An 18,715-nucleotide genomic window follows, 5' to 3' on the forward strand; every position below is an offset into this window, starting at 1 on the left:
GATAACTCTGGTATATTAAGAGTATTCAAAAAGCAAAACATCTAACTTGGAAGAAAAAAGAATGAAGACAAACAAAGATCACGTAGAAGAAGATAAGCCTTTCACTTGGGAAAGTTTTATGTTATCTGAATCATGGAACGAATTTCCGAAAAGAAAGGACGATTCGCCTTTAACAATGGATTTTCTTTTCTGGTATCACGGTATTAGATATATCATTACCGCAGCCTACGGTGACGGTGGCTATATGATTGCCGAAGAACTCAGTGGAAAAGTCATAATTCAAAATAAGAATTTCCGTAAGTTGGTGGAAGACGTTCCCTTGTTTGAGGGCAAAACTTTCAAGGAACTTTTGCCCGATTTAGATGTGGAATATTATCTCATCAACCAAAACAAGCATCCCTGGCAGGATAACTTTCTTGCTAGAGATGCTTTTTTCGTCCAATTTTGCCCGATTTTGGACGAAAGAGCAAATAATTGGACTAAAAAAGTCCCCTCACGCTTAAGCATGAAGGGACTCTTCTTTATCTTAGTCGGTAACTTAGTCGCTTATCTTGGTCGCTCAACCGACTAAGTTATTTTCTTCGGTATTTTTGATTTCTGCTTTTCGGCTTCTCCGGAATGGTCATTTCTATAAATCCGAATCATAAAACTTACTAAATCTTGATAATCGCATCAGTATTGGTAAGTTTTTCTGATATTCCTTTCTAGTTAAATCTATGGGTAGATTCAACTTGGAAAAAGAAATCAGATTTTTAACCTTTTGAAGTTAAGGTCAGTGAGTACGGTTGGCTGTCAAACAACGCCGGATGGCGTCATCCAATAGCTTTTTATCTGCCCCACTGAAAACTTTTAGCATGGCAGTCTTGAAGGCATCTTGCCCGCAAAAAAGCAGGCAAGCATATCGTGATGCCTTCTCGAAGCAGTCAAGCCGCGATTTTAATACCCCGAACTGAGTTCGTTAAAGCTGACTGCTCTTACATGCTAGAGCCTTCAACTTTGTAGTATTACTAGGCTTATGCTTCTTTTATCCGACTGTCAAGAATTTCCTTAACTCGCTTGTAAGGCGTGTAAAGCGTGATTTCTTCGTCAGTTAATCTACTCAATATATTTTTTGCTGCGGCGATATTCGCATTCATCTCGCCGCATTTCTTGCATTTAGTCAGTTCATGATGACTGCCGTATCTTTCCTCAAAATGCTGCCCACAGATCGGACAATACTGAGAAGTATATGCCGGATTGACATCATGAGTTTCAATCGAATTCTTGCTTGAAAGATATTCAATGCGTTCATCCAGTTGGCCCTTAGTCCATGAATTCAAGCGCTTGCGCATCTTTCTTGCGAATCTGCTGTTATCTGATTTGATGCCTTTTTCTTTTACGAACGTCAAGTCTTCCTTGGCAATGACCGCCGGATACTCTTTCTCAATCATCCTGTTTATCGCACAGTTGATAAAGCTTCGGACGGTTTCTTGAGCTGAGCGGTAGCTCTTGTCATACGACTTTCTTCCGATATTGTTTTGCTCCAGATTCTTAAGCTTGCCAAGCAGTTTTCTTTTCTTCTTCGAAGCTGTCTTGGATAAAGGCTTGTCTGCCTTTTCCAGTTGCTCAAGCTGCTGATTGAGCAGCCAGCGCAAACTCATATAAGGCTGCCGATTTGCGTTTCGTTTGCCATATTTGTCAACGATGGCATTGGCAAGCTTGCTGAAGTTTTTACCATATTCATTGCCGCTGCTGCAGGAAAGCAAGGTGGCAAGCCCCTTGTCAATGCCGATCGCCTTCTTTGAATCGTTGCTATAGCGTTTGCTAGTGATCAGCTTATGAACTTCGAGGCGCTGCTTGACGCGGTCAAGCACCACTGTGATATCGCCGGTACGTGGATAACTCCACGGACTGGTCATCTCCACAGAAAACTGCTTTCTAGGCACATCTGAACTGAATAAAAAAGTATTTCCTTCAAATGCCCAATTCAAGTCACACTTCATGCTAGAGCCAAGCTTGCCCGACTTGCGTGCCCGGTAGTGATAGCGATACGTAATCCGGCGTAAGTAGCTGTATGCTTGCTTGATTTGCTTATCCGTCAGCTTGGCTTCTATTTCAGTTAAAGCTTCAGTGTATTCTTCCGGCAGCTCAATTGGCTTGTGAAGAAGAACGGATTGCCATGCACTTTTAAATTTTAAGATAAAGAACAAAAGGTGGCGCTGATCTGCAGAAAGATTTTCATTTCCTTGGATCACTTTCTTCAAGCGGTTAGCCAGATTCGACCACATGCTTTTTATGTTGGCGCATGCTTCACGGAGAGCGCCTACCCAGTGCTTGGTCTGAAAGTTGTAGACTGCTTCCAGCTTTCCTTTTGATCCCTTAACCGGCTTGTCCCATTTGCGAACTTGGTTACGCAGAGTCTGCCAGTTATTAACCGCAAGCATCGACTTGATGCCACAGTAGCGGTTCAAAAAGAAATGCCGGCACCTGCCGTATCTTTCAAAGAAGTCGGACATTCTGGCAAATTCTTCATCGCTTAACTTTTTGGAGTAGACTCTAATCGTCTTGGGCTGAGTCTTTGTCACTGTCTGCTTGATTGAAGAGCTTTTTGCTTTCTTGGATGACTCTTGCATTCTGATGCGACCTCTTTCCATACAGCTTAGCTGAGAAAACAGTGATTATAGATAAAACATCTTCTACAAGTTCTGAATTTGGATCAACGTTGTCTGTCTGATTGATGACAACCAGCTCTACATCGTTTGCCTGACAGATTGTCTCAATTATTTCAAAGCCAAAACGAACAAGCCGGTCTTGGTAATTTACCACGACTCGTTCGCACTGCTTCTTGCAGATCATGTTGATCAGCTCTGTCAGGCCCTTTTTCTTATAGTTGAGACCAGATCCAACGTCTTGAATGATCTTAAACTGATAGCCATTGACTTCGCAATATCTAGACACTACATCCTTCTGCCTTTGGAGGTCTTCTTTTTGATGACCAGAAGAAACCCGGCAATAGCCGATGGTCAGTAGCTTCTTAGGCTTAGATGCCTTCACATTTCCTTGCAGAACTTCATCTAGCATTTCTTTAGTGTAGCGGCGTTGGTTGGAGGCAGTTCTAAGCGGTGTAATCAATCCCTCAGCTTCCCAATTGCGGAGAGTTGACTTGGCAACGTTAAGGTACTCAGCTGCTTTTGATATGGACATGTATTCGCTCATCGTTTCTTCCTTCCAATCTTTCGATATAGATATTATATCAAGAATTGGTAAGAAACGTTGCTATTTAGCATCGGATGAAATGAATAATTTTTAGCAGTCACACCCTTCTTCCAACGCCGGATTTAAGTAGTTTCTCCGGAAAGTTGGTCTGTGAGAAAGCCCCAACCGTTCCATTAATTCCGCCGTTGATAGCTCTTCACCATCAAGAACTTCCAACAGTTTTTGAACCTGGGGATTTTCTGCTTTCTTTGTTTTACCAACAACTGTGGTTTCCTTCAGCGTGTCCAAGATGACTTCTAGCATGAATTCCACAAAATGACTGCTTTCTCCCTGTTCATCAGACTTGCCAAGTGCCTGGTAGTATTCTTCCTGTCTGGACCGAATCAGTTCCTCTATCGGCAGCCAGAAAAAGATTTCATTCCAGTTACCCAGCAGCAAACTATGCCAGAGCCGGCCCATTCTCCCGTTACCATCGGCAAAAGGATGGATGAACTCAAACTCATAATGGAAAATCGCGCTCTTAATCAAGGGATGGGCCTTAGAATTACGGTACCAAGTGATCAGATTTTGAATCTCACCTGGGACAAGTTTGGCTGGCGGAGCCATGTGAATGACTTGGTCACCGGCAAAAACTCCCACCCCACTGGTCCGGAACCTGCCATTTTCAGAAATCAGCCCGGCCATCATCTGCTTGTGCGCCTCTAACAAGTCATCTACAGAATACGGGTTGAGTTCAAGCATCATCTCATAAGTAGCGTACGCATTCTTCACTTCCCGGATTTCATTGGGATTGCCAAGGATTCGCTTACCGTCTAAGATAGCCGTAACCTGTTCAAGCGTTAGAGAATTCTGCTCAATCGCCAAAGATGAGTGAATTGTCCGGATTCTATTTTCCTTCCGAAAATGTGGATTCAGATTGCCATGCGACAAAACTTTGATCCGGCCAATCTGCTCACTGGTTTCCGCCAGCAGGTTCATTATGTTGTCGGTCATCTGAAATGGCGGTACATATTCACTCATCCCTGCCTCCTCTTCTTTATCTTAGTCGGTAACTTAGTCGCTTATCTTGGTCGCTCGACCGACTAAGTTATTCCTTCGTCAGCACGGTCACGCATTCCACATGTGGCGTCTGCGGGAACATGTCGACCGGGGAAACCAGGTCAGTCGTGTAACCAGCCTCCATCAAGAGCTGCATATCCCGCACCAGCGTTGCCGGGTTGCAGGAGATGTAGACAACCTTCTTTGGACCTGTCTTAACCGCGGCATCGATAAATTCCTTGGTCAAGCCTTTTCTCGGCGGGTCGACAAAAATCACATCCGTCTTCAAGCCCTCGGCTGCCCACTTCGGCATCAATTCTTCCGCCTTGCCGGCATAGTACTTGGCATTGTGGATTTGGTTGAGCCGGGCGTTGTTCTTGGCGTCCTTGACCGCTGCCTTGACCACTTCTACCCCGCGGACTTCCTTGACGTACTTGGCCGCTGACAGACCGATCGTCCCGATCCCGGAGTAGGCATCGACGATGAAGTCGTCCTTGCTCAAGCCCGCCTGGTCAATGGCCAGCTTGTAGAGGCGCGGCGTCTGCAGGGAGTTGATCTGGAAGAAGGACTGCGGCGAAATTTCAAAGGTCAAATCGCCAATCTTGTCATCAATGTATCTCTTCCCCCACAAATGGTAGTCGTGTTCACCCAAGATGACGTTGGTTCTCTTTGGGTTGTGGTTGAGGAAGATCGACTTCACCCCGTCGATTTCCTTGATCTCGTCAACGACCGCGTGCAGGCCTGGGAAGTCCCGGTCCAAGCAGACCAGGACGACCATCATGTCGCCCGTAGCCGTTCCCCGGCGGACTTCCAGGTATCTTACCTGCCCTTGATGCTTTTCTTCGTCATAAGCCGGAATCCGCTTTTCCCGCAAGATATCTCTGACCGCTACCAGGACCCGGTCAATTTCCGGATCATTGGTGAAAAAGTCTTCCAGCGGCACCAGGTCGTGTGAGTGCCGACGGAAAAAGCCGATCTCCAGCTGCCCCTTGACCATTCTGACCGGTACCTGGGCCTTGTTTCTGTAGCCAGTTTCCAAGGGACTTGGCAAAGTTTCCGCTACCTTGATCTGGTCCAAGTGGGCCTTGCTCAAAAGCTCCTTAACCTGCTTTTGCTTGAATTCCAGCTGCTTGTCATACTTCAAATGAGCCAGGCTGGCCAGGCCAGTCTGCACGTACTGCCGGAGAGGCACCTTGACCCGGTCCGGGCTTTCCTTGACGATCTCAGAAATTCTGGCAAAAGCATAGCTCTTCTTGTCCTTCAAGATCTGCGCCTTGACCACTTCACCTGGCAAGGCGTTGTTGACAAAGACCGTTTCGCCATTGACATGGCCGACCCCCATGGCTTCATATGATAAGTCGGTGATTTCTACTTCGACGATTTCGTTTTTCTTCATGATTGATTTTCTCCTTTGCGGGCCCGCTGGCTCCGGTTATCTGGCGTGACAAAGTTGATGATTGGGAAGGCCAGATACAAAATCATCCCCAACCTTGGCTGGACGAAAGATATCAAAATAAAGACTAAATTGAGCAGGAAGAGCCAAATAAAGCGCAACCAGGAAACCCGGCCCCAGAGCTTCCGGAAGGTCTTAATATGCGGCAGTGAGCTCCGCATCCCCACCATTTCCGTTGCCAGTTCAAAAATCTGGACCAAAAAGTAGACGATCCCATAACAGACCACGCTCAAGACCGACAAATTCCCCATGATCCACTTGGTCATGACCGGAATCAGCGACAGACTGGCCAAAAAGGCGAAGTCGCAGACCATGGTCATCTTTCCTGCCCGCATAATATGAAAACTGAAGGCATGGTGGATTTCATACCAGAAATTGGCTACCACGAAAAATGAAATCAAATAGATCAAAATCTGGCTGAAGAAGTCATGGTAGGCGCTCTTGGTCAAAGGCGCCCCGATCTCCAACACCACAATAGTGATGATGATGGCGATTACCCCGTCGTTAAAAGTCATCAGGTGTTCTGCCAATTTGGCCCCGGACTCCTTAACAGCCTTCTCCCGGTACCGGCGCAGCTGGTCCCACTCGCTCTGCTCTTCTGGCGACAGAGGCGGCAAGGACCGTTGGGCCCGCTTTCTTGCTAATTCTTTCTTTTTATTGGTTATCATGCTTTTCCTCTAAACACAAAAATAGAGTCTGACAAAAGTGTCAAACTCTATTATAACAGTCTAGCCGACGTAGAATTCGATCCGTTCCCGCAAGTTTTCAAAAGTTACCGGGAACATGCCGCCTTCTTCCCCATCCAGGTTGACGGAGAGCTTGTCATCGCGGTTGTGACCAATCAGTTCAGCCTTCAGACTGGTCGTCTTGGTGTAGATGATGTTCGGGTCATCCACGTGCTTGCCGTTCAAGGCCAGAGCCATCAGCCGGAGCAGGTTGCCCGGGTCGCTTGGCTTGACCACGATCAGCTGGAAGAGGCCATCTGAAAGCTCGGCGTTTGGCATGATCTTTTCAAAACCGCCGATGGAGTTGGTCATCCCCAGTAAAAGCAGAGACAGCTTGCCTTCGTAAACGCCCTTGTCAAAAGTCAGCCGCATTTCACATTCGCTGAGGTTTGGCAGCATTTCCGCCCCCTTGATCAGGTAGGCAGCGTAGCCCAAAGCGGACTTGACGTCTGAAGAAACCCCGTAGGTCAGTTCAGCCAAAGAACCGGCAGCAGCGATGTTGACGAAGTACTTCTGGCTGCCGTCGCCGAAGTCGGCCCGGCCCACGTCCATCTTTTGGACATTGTCCTTGAGGATCACTCTGGCTGCTTCAACCACGTCGTCGCGCGGAATCTTCAAGGCTCTGGCGTAGTCGTTGGTCGTCCCCGCCGGGATGATGGCCATGCGCGGGCGCTCTTCCTTAGGCAAAAAGGCGATCCCGCTCACGACCTCGTTGATCGTGCCGTCCCCGCCAGCTGCCACGACCAGTGAAAAACCGTCCTTGGCTGCCCGGGTTGCTTCATTTTGAGCACTGAGCGGAGCTGGCGTGGTTCTGAATGCACTGGCTTCATAACCCGCTTGTTCCAAAATATCCAAAATATCAGAAACGTTCTTAGGCATCTGTTCATGCCCGGAAACCGGATTGTAAATCAAGCGCGCGCGCTTAGTCATCTGCTTCACCTTTTTCTAAAAAATTTTCTCCTGCCTTAACGGCTGGCCAGGTCGGCCAAGAGGAGCTTGTTGATCACCTTAGGGTTGGCCTTGCCCCGGGTCTGCTTCATGATTTGCCCAACCAGGAAGCCGATAGCCCGGTCCTTACCATTCTTGTAGTCTTCAACAGACTGCGGGTTGGCGTCGACAACTTCCTTGACCATTGGTGCCAGGACGCTTTCATCTGACAATTGCGCCATGCCGTTTTCTTCAACGTACTTCTTCGGGTCAGTGCCGTTGGCAACAGTTTCCGCGAAGACCTTCTTGGCAATCTTGGATGAGATCGTCCCGTCAGAAATCAGCTTGATCATGGCAGCCAGGTTTTCTGGAGTCAAGGCAATGTCCTTGAGTTCAGCGTGCTTTTCGTTCAAGTAGCCGTTAACCTGGGTGTTCATCCAGTTGGCTGCCTGCTTTGGATCAGCACCGGCTGCTACAGTGGCGTCAAAGAAGTCTGAGCTTTCCTTGTTTTGCAGCAAAACATTTGCGTCGTATGGCTTCAAACCGTATTCATCAACATAGATCTTCCGCCGTTCGTCAGCCGTCTTTGGCAAGTTGGCCGCGATTTCGTCAACCCATTCCTGCTTGATGTGGTATGGAGCCAGGTCTGGTTCTGGGAAGTAACGGTAGTCCGCGTCCCCTTCCTTGACACGTTCCAGGACAGTCTTGCCCGTGTTGGTGTCAAAACGGCGGGTGGACAGGCGAACCCGGCCGCCAGACAGGAGGATTTCCTGCTGACGCTTTTGTTCATAAGCCAGGGACAGACGGACGTGTTCAAAGGAGTTCAAGTTCTTCATTTCGACCTTGGTCCCGAATTCCTTCTGGCCAGCTGGACGGATGGAAATGTTGGTGTCAATTCTCATTGACCCTTCTTCCATCTTAACGTCGGAAGCCCCGGTAAATTGCACGATTTCCCGCAGCTTTTCCAGGTAGGCAACAGCTTCGTCCGGGTCAGTCATTTCTGGTTCAGAAACGACTTCCAAAAGCGGTACCCCTTGCCGGTTGTAGTCAACGTAGGAGAAGCCGTTGGTCCCGTGAGTGTTCTTACCGGCGTCTTCTTCGATGTGCATTTCGTGGATGTGGATCTTCTTCTTCTTGCCGTGAACTTCGACTTCAACATAGCCGTTTTCAGCCAATGGCTTGAAGAATTGGGTGATTTGGTAAGCCTTCGGGTTATCCGGGTAGAAGTAGTTCTTCCGGTCAAAGTGGGTTACCGGGTTGACGTGGGAATGGGTGGCCAAAGCGACCATCAAGCCCAGGCGGTAGACTTCCTTGTTGACCATTGGCAAGGTACCTGGGTAACCCCAGTCAATAACGTTGGTTTCGGTGTTTGGCTTGGCCCCGTAAGTTACTGGTGAAGGTGAAAAGATCTTGCTCTTGGTCTTCAACTCAAAGTGGACTTCCAGACCGATAGTTGACGTAAAATTCATTTAAATTAATCCTCCAATCCAGCTGGTGTTTGTTCGTAGAACTTGTTGCTGCGTTCGATGAAGTCAGCTACTTGGAAGACATGGCCTTCGTCAAAGCGCTTGGCCATGATTTGGAAGCCGACCGGCATCCCCGTCGTTTCGCTCAAGCCGGCTGGCACGCTGGCTGCCGGAATCCCGGCCATGTTGGCGGAAATCGTCAAAATGTCGTTGTTGTACATCTTGATCGGGTCAGAAATTTCTGAGTTCAAGTCAAAAGCAGTTTCGGTAGAAACCGGCCCGACAATAACGTCGTTGTCTTCGAAGATCTTGTCGAAGTCTTGGCAGATCAAGGTTCTTACCTTGGCAGCCTGCAGGAAGAACTTGTCATAAGCGCCGGCTGACAGGGCGAAAGAACCCAGCATGATTCTCCGCTTTACTTCGTCGCCGAAGCCTTCTGACCGGGACTTGAGGAAGACTTCATCCAGGTTCTTGGCTTCTGCCCGGTAGCCGTAACGGATCCCGTCGTAACGTTCCAGGTTGGCCGAAGCTTCACTGGAAGCGATGATGTAGTAAGTTGGCACCACGTACTTGGTGTGCGGCAGGGATACTTCGTTGATGATAGCCCCGTTTGCCCGCAGAAGTTCGATTTGCGCTTCAACTGCCTTGCGGACGCCTTCTTCAACAGCATCGCTCATGTATTCCTTAGGAACAGCAACCCGCAGGCCCTTGACGTCCTTGCCCAGGAAGCTGGTGTAGTCTGGTACTTCCTTTTCTGAAACAGTGGCGTCGCGGTCATCAGCCCCGGCGATCACGTTCAGAACTTCAGCTGAGTCCTTGACCCGCTTGCTCATCACCCCGATTTGGTCCAGTGATGAGGCAAAAGCAATCAAGCCCCAACGAGATACCCGGCCGTAAGTTGGCTTGATCCCGAAGATACCGTTGAAGGATGCTGGCTGGCGGATTGAACCACCGGTGTCACTACCCAGGGCAGCAACAACTTCACCGCTGGCAACAGCAGCTGCTGAACCACCGGATGAACCGCCAGGCACCTTGTTCAGGTTCCATGGGTTCTTGGTGTCACCGAAGTAAGAAGTTTCAGTGGATGACCCCATGGCGAATTCGTCCATGTTGGTCTTGCCGATGATGGTGGCTTGGGCGGCCTTCAGCTTAGCAACAACAGTTGATTCGTAAACCGGTTCAAAGTTGTACAAAATGTGGCTGGCTGCCGTCGTCTTCAAGCCGTTGGTGATGATGTTGTCCTTGATGGCAATCGGCACGCCGGCCAGTTTGTTGTTAAAGTCAAGGTCTTCGGCTGGCTTAACGTCTTCGTTTACAGTGATGAAGGCATTGATCTTTTCGTCAGTCTTCTTGATGTTGGTGATGGTGTCCTGGGCCAATTGGTCAGCAGAAACAGTGCCGCTCTTCAGCTTGTCGTTTAAAGAATCGATCGTTTCGTTTAAGTAGTTCATTATTGGTTATCATCCTTATCGATAATTACAGGTACCTTGACAAAACCGTTGCTCTTGTCAGGAACGTTCTTCATCATTTCTTCGCGGGTCTGCCACTTTTCAGGAACGTCTTCTCTGAAGACAGTGTCGCGATCAACTACTTGTACCGTTTCTTCAACGCCAGTCGTGTCAACGGCTTGAAGTTCTTCTGCCATTTCCAGAATCTTCCCCATTTGCGGGGTGAACTTGGCCAGTTCTTCTTCGCTGAATTCAAGCTGGGCTAATGCCGCAACGTGCTTGATGGTATCATTTGTTACCTTTTCCACTTATGTACCTCCTAATTACCGCCATAGATGTGCATCCGATAAGACCCGGTAGCCGTTTCCTTGGCAACGACCGCTTGGGTGTCGTTGACCGAGGAAATGGTTATTTCAACCGGTGAGCTGGTTCCCAGATACTTCTTCGCCCGGCTCATAACCGTTTGGGCAAAGCTCTGCACCTGCAGATAGCCATAGAACTGCGTGGTGATGGCAATGCTTTCGTAAGCCAGCTTGCCATCGTAGTAGCGCAGAGTTGCCGTGACCCCGGAAACGTTCGGGAAGTAGTTCTCAATTTCATCCTTAAAACTGGTGAACTTGGATTCGTCACTGGAACTGACCGCGCTGGCCCCATCGACCGTCGGCAGAACCTGGGTCTTTTCGTTCACGGAATTCCATTTAGATATTTTACTACTATTTGCGCTGGCTGTCCCATATGAGAAGTAAGTTCCCCCGACTAATGAGTCAGTGTCAGTCTTAGAGAACAGGCCGACCATGATCGGGATATTCTTGAGCTTCTTCTTGGCGTGCAGGCGGGAGACGATCGTGTTGGCCGTTTTCTGCCCGAAGGCCCGCCGCTTGGCCAGGGAAATCTTAGTGCTGTATTCCGCCCCGTCAGTCGTCTTGGTGTAGTAGTCGACTGAGTTGAGGCCCAGGCTGATGCTGATGCCGGCCAGCTTGTAGCTGGACCCGCTCTTGACATAGAAGTCTTCTTCCATGATCTGCTGCAGGATGATCGGGTTTCTGGTCGCCTCCCCGGTCTTGCCATTGTTCTTGAGGTTCAGCCCCTCTTTATTGCTCTTTGAATACCGGCCCAGCCAGTTGGTGACCGTCGTTTCGTCGAGCTGCTGGCCTTCCTGGATGACATAGTCCTTGGTTGAGAAGACCTTCTTGGACACCCGGATCAAGCCCCGTTCCATAGCTGACTCGTCCACGCTGTTGTCATAGTTGGTGGCTTCCAGGCCGGAAATCGGGCTGGTCTTGTAGACCCCCTTTTTCAAAAGGACTGAGTAGCCGCCGTCAGTGCTGGAAGTCGTCTCGTACTTCTTGGTCTTGCTGGTCGTTGTCGTTGAGTTGCTGGCCAGGTCGGAATTCTTCAAGTTGCCGCAAGCCGCCAGCAGGAGGCTGCAGCTTGCCAAAGTTATTGCCTGTAAAAATCTCTTCACTTTTCCGTGTCCTTCTCTTCGATCTTAGAGATTGCTTCTGCCTCCGTTAAGCGCGGAATGTCCAGGGCTTCTGCCTTGGCCAGTTTGCTGCCGGCGTCTTCCCCGTAAACCAGGCAGTCAGTCTTCTTGGAGACTGACCCGGTTACCTTGGCTCCCAGGGCCTGCAGCTTCTTGGTAAACTCAGCCCGGCTATAGTGGGCCAATTTCCCGGTCAAGACCACGGTCTTGCCCTTGAAGAAGTTGTCTTCAGCTTCCCCGTCTTCACCCAGGTAGTCCATGTTGACCCCGGCCTCTTCCAGCCGGGTCAGCAGCTTCTTGGCTTCTTCCTGCTGGAAGTAAGCCGTCAAAGACTCAGCAATCGTCATTCCTATTGTATCGATTGCAGTCAGTTCTTGCACGCTTGCTGAAGCGATTTTAGACATATTTTTAAATTTCTGGGCAATCAACTGAGCGGCTTTCGCGCCGACATTGTCGATCCCCAAGCCAAAAAGGACCAGCTCAACGGAATTCTTCCGGCTTTGGTCAATGGCCGCCAGGAGATTGTTGATGGACTTCTCTTTAAAGTGGTCCAGTTGGCTCAAGTCGTCGGCGGTCAGATAGTAAAGGTCAGCGACATTGTGCACCAGGTCCTTTTCAATCAGCTGTTTGACGATCTTTGGGCCAAGACCAGCGATGTTCATGGCCTGCCGAGAAGCGAAGTGGGTAATCCCTTCTTCAACTTGGGCCGGACAGGACGGGTTAATGCAGCGCAAGGCCACTTCTTCATCCAGGTGGACCAGGTCTTCCCCGCAGGATGGACACTTAGTTGGCACTTCATAAGGAACTGAGTCTTCTGGCCGCTTGCTTAAGACGACTTCGGAAATTTCCGGAATGATGTCGCCGGCCTTGTGCAGCTTGACCGTGTCGCCCAAGCGGACGTCCAGTTTGGCCAAGAGGTCAGGATTGTGCAAAGAGGCCCGGGAAACCGTGGTCCCGGCCAATTGCACCGGATCCATCACGGCGGTCGGGGTCACGACCCCGGTTCTGCCCACGGTCCATTCAATCTCCCGGACAAGCGTTTCTTCTTCTTCCGGCGGGAACTTGTAGGCAATTTCCCAGCGGGGCACCTTGACGGTATTGCCAAGGTCCGCCTGCAAGGCCAGGTCATCGACTTTCAAGACGATGCCATCGATCCCGTAAGGCAGGCTGTCGCGCTTTTTGGTAAATTCATCGATATAGTCGTAGACGGCTGCCAGATTTTCCAGCCGGCGGCCGTTTTCATTGGTGTGAAAACCCAGCTTGGCCATTTCACCGATCGCCTGGTGCTGGGAGTCGATGCCAGCTGGCGGATTGATCCAGGTATAGATAAAGGTGCTCAGCTGCCGCTTTTTGGTCACTTTCGGGTCCAGCTGGCGCAGAGAACCAGCCGCGGCGTTTCGTGGATTAGCGAAGATGCTCTCCCCTGCCTCGTCCCGCTCCTGGTTCAATTTGGCGAAAGCCTCCTTGCCCATGTAGCATTCTCCCCGCACTTCGGTGGTAATGGCTTCTGGCAATTTCTGGGGCACATCCTTGATATACTTGACATTCTTGGTCACGTCTTCGCCGACCTGGCCGTTGCCCCGGGTTGAAGCCCGCTTTAAGCGCCCTTCTTCATATTCCAGAGACAGGGAAAGGCCATCGATTTTCAACTCGACATTGTAGGCAACAGGGTGACCGATGGCTTTTTGCACCCGCTGGTCAAATTCAGCCAGCTCTTCTTTGGAAAAAACATCCCCCATCGACAGCATGGGCACTGGGTGCTCAACTTTAGGCAGGTCGCTGCTCACCTCACCGCCGACCCTTTGGGTGATGGAGTCAGCTGCCTTTAATTCCGGATAGGCAGCTTCCAGTTCCAGCAGGCGGGCGTATTTTTCATCATAAACGTGGTCTTCAACCACCGGAGCGTCTTGCTCGTAGTAGGCCTTGGCCCACTGGTCCAGCTGAGCGCGCAGCTCGCTGACTTCCTTTTTTGCTTCTTCTAAACTTTCAGCCATGCTTTTTCACCTAAATTTTCTTGATCGGGGCAAAAGCCGCCAGCAGGCGCTTTGTGCCCTTGCTTGCAAAAGCAATGTCCAGTTCCATGTCGTCGCCAGAGCCTGTGACCTTGATGACCACGCCCTTGCCCCAGCTCTTGTGCTCTACCTGGTCGCCAGGGTGCCAGCCCTTCTTTTCAGCGCCGACGGCCCCGGCTGCCTTGCTGGCCCGGTGGACCGGCTTAGCTGCTTTGGCTTGGGACTTTTTGGCAAAAGGCAGCCGGTCCAGGTCTAAGAAGGAAGTGCTGGACTTTGGGGCAGTTGAGGCCACGATGTCCAGGTCCTCATCCTTGATTTCGCCGATAAAGCGGGACTGGGCGTTGTACTGCTTGCTCCCGTACATCATCCGGGTGTAAGCCGAAGTCAGGTAAAGCTCCTCTCTGGCCCGGGTAATGCCCACGTAAGCCAGACGGCGTTCTTCTTCCAGCTGGTTCGGGTCTTCGTCCTTGATGGCCCGGGAAAGCGGGAAGATGTTGTCTTCCATCCCAATCAAGAAGACGACTGGGAATTCCAAACCCTTAGCCGCGTGCAGGGTCATCAAAGTTACCCGGTCATCGCTTTCTTCCAGGTCATCCTGGTCGCTTAAGAGGGATACTTCCGCTAAGAAGTCGCTCAAGCGGCTGCTGTCCGGGTTTTCTTCTTCATTGTAATTGTCGTCAAAGCGCTTGGTAACCGTAGCGAATTCCTGCAGGTTTTCCAGGCGGGCGGCGGCTTCCAGGGACCCTTGGGCTTCTTCTTCCTTCAAGGCCTTGGTGTAGCCGAAGTCTTCCAGGATCTTGTCGGTCAGTTCACTGACCGTGTGGTCTTGGGCGTAAGCAATGGCGCTAGTCAGCTGGTCGCTGAAGGCCAGGAGCTTTTTGGCAGCGGCAGAAGAAATCGGAGCCAATTCGACATTGCGCATGGCTTCGTAGATTCCGCCCCCCATTTCGTCAGCGAAAGCAGCCAATTTGGTGGTCGTAGCCTGGCCGATCCCCCGCTTTGGAACGTTGATGATCCGGTTGAAGCTCATGGAATCGCTGGGGTTGGCCACCAGCTTGAGGTAGGCCATAATGTCCTTGATTTCCTTGCGGTCGTAGAACTTGTGCCCGCCAACGATCTGGTAAGGGACATTGGCTTCAACCAAAGTTTCTTCCATCCCACGGGACTGGGCGTTGGTCCGGTAAAGGACGGCGAAGTCCTGGTAATGACGCTTCTTTTTGTCGACTTCTTCCTTGATCTTGGAAAGAACGAAGCGGGTTTCGTCTCGGTCGCTCTGGGCCTGGTAGTAGTGGACCTTTTCCCCGTCGCCCTTGTCGGTCCACAGCTTCTTGGCCTTCCGGTTTTCATTGTGGTCGATAACCGAGTTGGCCGCCTTCAAGATATGGCCGGTTGACCGGTAGTTCTGCTCCAATTTGACAGTTTGGGCATTCTTGTAGTCATGCTCAAAGTTGAGGATGTTTTCCATGTTGGCTCCCCGCCAGCCATAGATTGACTGGTCGGCATCCCCGACAACGCAAATATTGTGGTAGCCGTCAGCCAGCAGGCGACAGAGCTCGTACTGGGCCTCGTTGGTGTCCTGGTATTCGTCAACCAGCAGATAGCGGAACTTCTGCTGGTAGTAGGCCAAAGTGTCCGGGCTGGCCTCAAAAAGGGTCAGCGTCTGCATGATCAAGTCGTCAAAGTCCAGGATCTGGTCTCTTTCCAAGCTGGACTGGTATTTCTTGTAGACGTCGGCGACGACTTTTTCAAAAGGACCGACCGCGCTGGCCTCGTACTGCTTCGGGGTCTGCAGGCGGTTCTTGGCATTGGAGATCTGGCTCAAGATGTTGCGGGGCAGGTACTGCTTGGGATCCAGGTCCAGCTGGCGGAGAATGCGCTTGACCAGGGTCACCTGCTCTGAAGGGTCAGCGATGGAGAAGTCCCGGTCATAGCCGATCAAGTGGCCGTCCCGGCGGAGGATACGGACGCAGAGAGCGTGGAAAGTGGACATCCAGATGCTTTCCGCCTGGTCACCCAGGAGCTTGACTTCTCTTTCCTTCATTTCTTTAGCGGCCTTGTTGGTGAAGGTAATGGCCAGGATGTTCCAGGGAGCAACCCGCTTTTCTTCCACCAAGTAGGCGATCCGCCTGGTCAGAACCGAAGTCTTCCCACTGCCGGCCCCGGCGATTACCAAAAGGGGCCCTTCAGTCGTCTTGACTGCCTGGACCTGTTGCGGATTCAAACCTTGTAAAATCGTTGCTTCAGACATGCTTTTCCCTTTCAATAAATCAAAAAACTTAGCTTATCCATTATAGCAAAAAAAGCTGCCAAAAAGCTCTGGCAGCCTGGTCAAACCTGCTTAATTATCGTACTTATTCAGGTTGTATTGTTCAATTAAATTGATGAGTTTGGTCGAGTAGTCCGGGTCGGTGGCATAGCCGTCGGTGACCAGGGCCTTGGCCTGGCTCTTGTAGTCCTTGGCCGCCAAAACGTCCTTGTACTGGTCCTTGTTCCAGCTGGTTCCCTGCTGGAAGAGGCGGACATGAGCCCGGATAGAGGCTTCATAAGAGTCATAAATCTGGAAGCGGGCCTTGACGGTCACCCACTTGCCATTGGTGTACTCCTTGGTCGTCATCACGGCCGAAGTGTTAGGGTTAGTCCCTTTAACTCCGAAGAGGTTGTTGTACTTCTGGGACAAGTCGCTTTGCCCGTAGTTGCTTTCCAGGCAGGCCTGGGCGATGGTGATGCTTGGCAAAAGACCGGTCCCCTTGTCAACCTTTTGGGAGATCGGCCCCACCTTTTTGATAAAGGCCTTCTTTTGCCGCAAAAGCTTAGCGGCTGCTTCCTGCTTGGCCAGTTCAGCCTGGCGGATCTGCTCTTGCTCAAGGGCCTGGCGGCGGTAGTAGCGGAAGGCCACGAACAAGCCCAGGCACAAGAGGATGATGGCAAAAACGCGGACCACGAGGATGGTGGTCGTCTGCTTGCCCTTGCGTGTTTTTCTGTGTCCAGCCATACTTATCACCTTTCTAGCGCCGCTTCAGTCGCTGCTTGAGGGGCGCGGTAATGAGCGGCGTGATCAAGCCGCTGAAGACTGCTTCCAAAATGCCGTTGACGGCCAGGGCCGTAAAGAGGATGACCAGCAAAGACTGCCCGCTCTTGGCCCCCAGGGCTAAAGCCAGCTTCTGGGGATGGCTGAAGTAGACCAGGTCAGACAAAAGAATCACCATGAGCGTGTTGACCGCTGAAGCGAAAAGGCCGCTTAAGGCGTAAGCCAGAGGCCGCTTGCCCTCCCATTTATCAGCCAATTGCCCGGCCATGCCCGCTGCCCAGCCGGCCGCGACCCGGGGCAATAAGGCAATCAAGGGGTTCTGGAAAAGGAGAATAGTAACCAGGCCGTTTGGAGCAGCATATGCCCTGATCAAGCTGGTCAAGCCCCAGACCAGGCCAAAGGCCGCGCTGGCTTTAGGTCCTCTTAAAGAGGCAAAGACCGCGACTGTCAACGGAATCGTGGTGATGGCCGGCAGGCCCGGCAAAATCGTGATGTAACCCACATTGGGAATAAAAGCTTCCAGCAGCAGAATGGCCACAAAGACCGCGCTGATCGTCAGGTTCAGGGTCTTCTGTCTGGCTTCAAAATCGTACATTTAGACACCCTTCTATTCATCTTGCATTGCGTTCTATCCATTATAACAGATTGGAGGAAAAGCAAGTTTAAAGAATCAACAAAAAAGGAGCCGTTTCACAACGACTCCTTATCTTAGTGCGGACGAGAAGACTTGAACTTCCACGACCAAAAGCGGTCACAAGATCCTTAGTCTTGCGCGTCTGCCAATTCCGCCACGCCCGCAAATACATTTAATATTTTAGCAAAGCTGCCCTCATTTGGCAAGGGGGCCAGCGATTTTTTCCAATTTTCCCCGGCAGCGGCCACAGAAATACTTCTTGACGTTAACCTGCCGCTGGCGCCAGTAGTCCTGCCCGCATTGCCGGCAGCGGTAGTGCCAGCGGCTTCTTTTACTCTCTTCTAGTCTTGGCGCATAGCGGCTGCCGCCTACCTTTTTTAGGAGCAGCTTGAAGTCCCGGTCCCTGTGCTGATAGCCCAAACCTGCCAGGTGGAGGTGGTAGTGGACCAGTTCATGTTTGATGATGCCCGGCAGATAATGAAGGTTTTCTTCCTTAAGAAAGAGCGGGTTAAATTCCAGGTGATGGTCAGATAATTGGTAGCGGCCACCGGTAGTCTTCAGGCGGCGGTTGATTTTCGCTTGGTGGAGAAAGGGCCGGCCAAAGGATTCAAGGGAGATCCTTTCGACCAGCTGCTGCAGTTCTTGTTCATTAATCATGGGATTATTGTAGCTGGTCAGTGCAGAAAAAGCCAACTTTTACTCTTCGGCCAGCAAGATCCCGTCTTTCATTCTTAAGCGGCGGTCGTAGACCAGGCCGGGAATTTCGTCGTGGCTGGCCACGATGACGGTCTTGTTTTCGCTGCGCAAGTCTTCTAGAAGCTTAACGAACTGGTCGACCCCTTCCTTGTCGATCCCCCGGGTTGGTTCATCCAAGAGGATGATGTTCTGGTCTTCCATCACGGCCTGGGTGATCCCAAGCTTCTGCCGCATCCCGACTGAGTAGTTGCCAACGGCTTGCGGGTTGTCCGGGTCCAGGTCAAAGGCCTTGAGCAGGTCCCGGGTCTTTTCGGGCTGGAAGCGGTGATTGAAGTGACCTAAAAAGGTCAAGTTGTCCCAGGCAGTTTCATATTCGATAAAGCCAGGGTTTTCGATCAGGGCACCGAGGTAGTCATCCTTGTCAGTGTGAATCTCCCCGCTGTCAGCTTTTAAGAGGCCGACGATGATTTTGAACAGGGTGGACTTGCCGCAACCATTGACACCGGAGATGTGGACCAGTTCACCCGCTTTGGTTTCTAAAGAGATGTCCTTTAAAACGGCCAGTTTTTTAAAGCTCTTCTTAACATGTGACACTTTTAACATACAAACT

At 50.8% G+C, this 18,715-nt stretch carries 17 protein-coding genes, 1 tRNA gene and 1 pseudogene; 1 reads left to right on the forward strand and 18 read right to left on the reverse strand.

What is annotated here, in order from left to right; translation table 11 throughout:
• The first annotated feature begins 61 nt into the window (after positions 1-61).
• A complete protein-coding gene (locus ACYVUV_RS08520; protein WP_484499259.1) occupies positions 62-571 on the forward strand; it encodes a hypothetical protein in 510 nt (169 codons plus the stop codon).
• A gap of 1 nt (position 572) precedes the next feature.
• Here ACYVUV_RS08520 and ACYVUV_RS08525 read toward each other — a convergent pair.
• The 18 genes and pseudogenes from ACYVUV_RS08525 to ACYVUV_RS08610 all read right to left on the reverse strand — a co-directional run.
• Positions 573-638, reverse strand: a pseudogene (locus ACYVUV_RS08525) (Fic family protein); the annotation flags it as partial.
• Positions 639-1,013: 375 nt separating this feature from the next.
• A complete protein-coding gene (locus ACYVUV_RS08530; RefSeq protein ID WP_484499260.1) occupies positions 1,014-2,612 on the reverse strand; it encodes an RNA-guided endonuclease TnpB family protein in 1,599 nt (532 codons plus the stop codon).
• A complete protein-coding gene (locus ACYVUV_RS08535) occupies positions 2,536-3,195 on the reverse strand; it encodes an IS607 family transposase (RefSeq protein WP_484499261.1) in 660 nt (219 codons plus the stop codon). The genes ACYVUV_RS08530 and ACYVUV_RS08535 overlap by 77 nt, the downstream gene beginning before the upstream one ends.
• A gap of 90 nt (positions 3,196-3,285) precedes the next feature.
• A complete protein-coding gene (locus tag ACYVUV_RS08540; RefSeq protein ID WP_439774758.1) occupies positions 3,286-4,215 on the reverse strand; it encodes a Fic family protein in 930 nt (309 codons plus the stop codon).
• A 67-nt stretch (positions 4,216-4,282) separates the two neighbouring features.
• On the reverse strand, positions 4,283-5,629 hold the full coding sequence (gene rlmD / locus ACYVUV_RS08545) for a 23S rRNA (uracil(1939)-C(5))-methyltransferase RlmD (RefSeq protein WP_439774759.1): 1,347 nt from the start codon (positions 5,627-5,629) through the stop codon (positions 4,283-4,285).
• Positions 5,626-6,354: a TMEM175 family protein gene (locus tag ACYVUV_RS08550; RefSeq protein WP_439774760.1), complete on the reverse strand. Its 729-nt coding sequence runs from the start codon at positions 6,352-6,354 to the stop codon at positions 5,626-5,628. Before ACYVUV_RS08550 ends, rlmD begins: the two co-directional genes overlap by 4 nt.
• A gap of 60 nt (positions 6,355-6,414) precedes the next feature.
• Positions 6,415-7,341: a diacylglycerol kinase family lipid kinase gene (locus ACYVUV_RS08555; protein WP_439774761.1), complete on the reverse strand. Its 927-nt coding sequence runs from the start codon at positions 7,339-7,341 to the stop codon at positions 6,415-6,417.
• A gap of 35 nt (positions 7,342-7,376) precedes the next feature.
• Positions 7,377-8,807 (reverse strand): Asp-tRNA(Asn)/Glu-tRNA(Gln) amidotransferase subunit GatB, encoded by a 1,431-nt coding sequence (gatB, locus tag ACYVUV_RS08560; protein WP_439774762.1) that lies wholly within the window; start codon positions 8,805-8,807, stop codon positions 7,377-7,379.
• Between the two features lie 5 nt (positions 8,808-8,812).
• Positions 8,813-10,255: an Asp-tRNA(Asn)/Glu-tRNA(Gln) amidotransferase subunit GatA gene (gene gatA / locus ACYVUV_RS08565; RefSeq protein WP_439774763.1), complete on the reverse strand. Its 1,443-nt coding sequence runs from the start codon at positions 10,253-10,255 to the stop codon at positions 8,813-8,815.
• A complete protein-coding gene (gene gatC, locus ACYVUV_RS08570; RefSeq protein WP_003620937.1) occupies positions 10,255-10,560 on the reverse strand; it encodes an Asp-tRNA(Asn)/Glu-tRNA(Gln) amidotransferase subunit GatC in 306 nt (101 codons plus the stop codon). The genes gatA and gatC overlap by 1 nt, the downstream gene beginning before the upstream one ends.
• Before the next feature lie 11 nt (positions 10,561-10,571).
• A complete protein-coding gene (locus ACYVUV_RS08575) occupies positions 10,572-11,717 on the reverse strand; it encodes a CamS family sex pheromone protein (protein WP_439774764.1) in 1,146 nt (381 codons plus the stop codon).
• Complete coding sequence (gene ligA, locus ACYVUV_RS08580; protein WP_439774765.1) at positions 11,714-13,729, reverse strand: NAD-dependent DNA ligase LigA; 2,016 nt, start codon at positions 13,727-13,729, stop codon at positions 11,714-11,716. Before ligA ends, ACYVUV_RS08575 begins: the two co-directional genes overlap by 4 nt.
• 10 nt (positions 13,730-13,739) lie before the next feature.
• Positions 13,740-15,995 (reverse strand): DNA helicase PcrA, encoded by a 2,256-nt coding sequence (gene pcrA / locus ACYVUV_RS08585; RefSeq protein WP_439774766.1) that lies wholly within the window; start codon positions 15,993-15,995, stop codon positions 13,740-13,742.
• 90 nt (positions 15,996-16,085) lie between these two features.
• Positions 16,086-16,739, reverse strand: coding sequence for a glycoside hydrolase family 73 protein (locus tag ACYVUV_RS08590; protein ID WP_439774767.1), 654 nt, complete (start codon positions 16,737-16,739; stop codon positions 16,086-16,088).
• Between the two features lie 13 nt (positions 16,740-16,752).
• On the reverse strand, positions 16,753-17,370 hold the full coding sequence (locus ACYVUV_RS08595) for an ECF transporter S component (RefSeq protein ID WP_439774768.1): 618 nt from the start codon (positions 17,368-17,370) through the stop codon (positions 16,753-16,755).
• A gap of 117 nt (positions 17,371-17,487) precedes the next feature.
• Positions 17,488-17,573, reverse strand: a tRNA-Leu gene (locus tag ACYVUV_RS08600).
• 31 nt (positions 17,574-17,604) lie between these two features.
• Positions 17,605-18,066 carry a SprT family protein gene (locus ACYVUV_RS08605; RefSeq protein WP_484499374.1) on the reverse strand — a complete coding sequence of 154 codons (462 nt, stop codon included), beginning with the start codon at positions 18,064-18,066 and terminating at the stop codon, positions 17,605-17,607.
• Positions 18,067-18,105: 39 nt separating this feature from the next.
• On the reverse strand, positions 18,106-18,708 hold the full coding sequence (locus tag ACYVUV_RS08610; RefSeq protein WP_439776338.1) for an ABC transporter ATP-binding protein: 603 nt from the start codon (positions 18,706-18,708) through the stop codon (positions 18,106-18,108).
• Between the last annotated feature and the right edge of the window lie 7 nt (positions 18,709-18,715).

The sequence above is a fragment of the Lactobacillus sp. WILCCON 0149 genome, assembly GCF_057197965.1.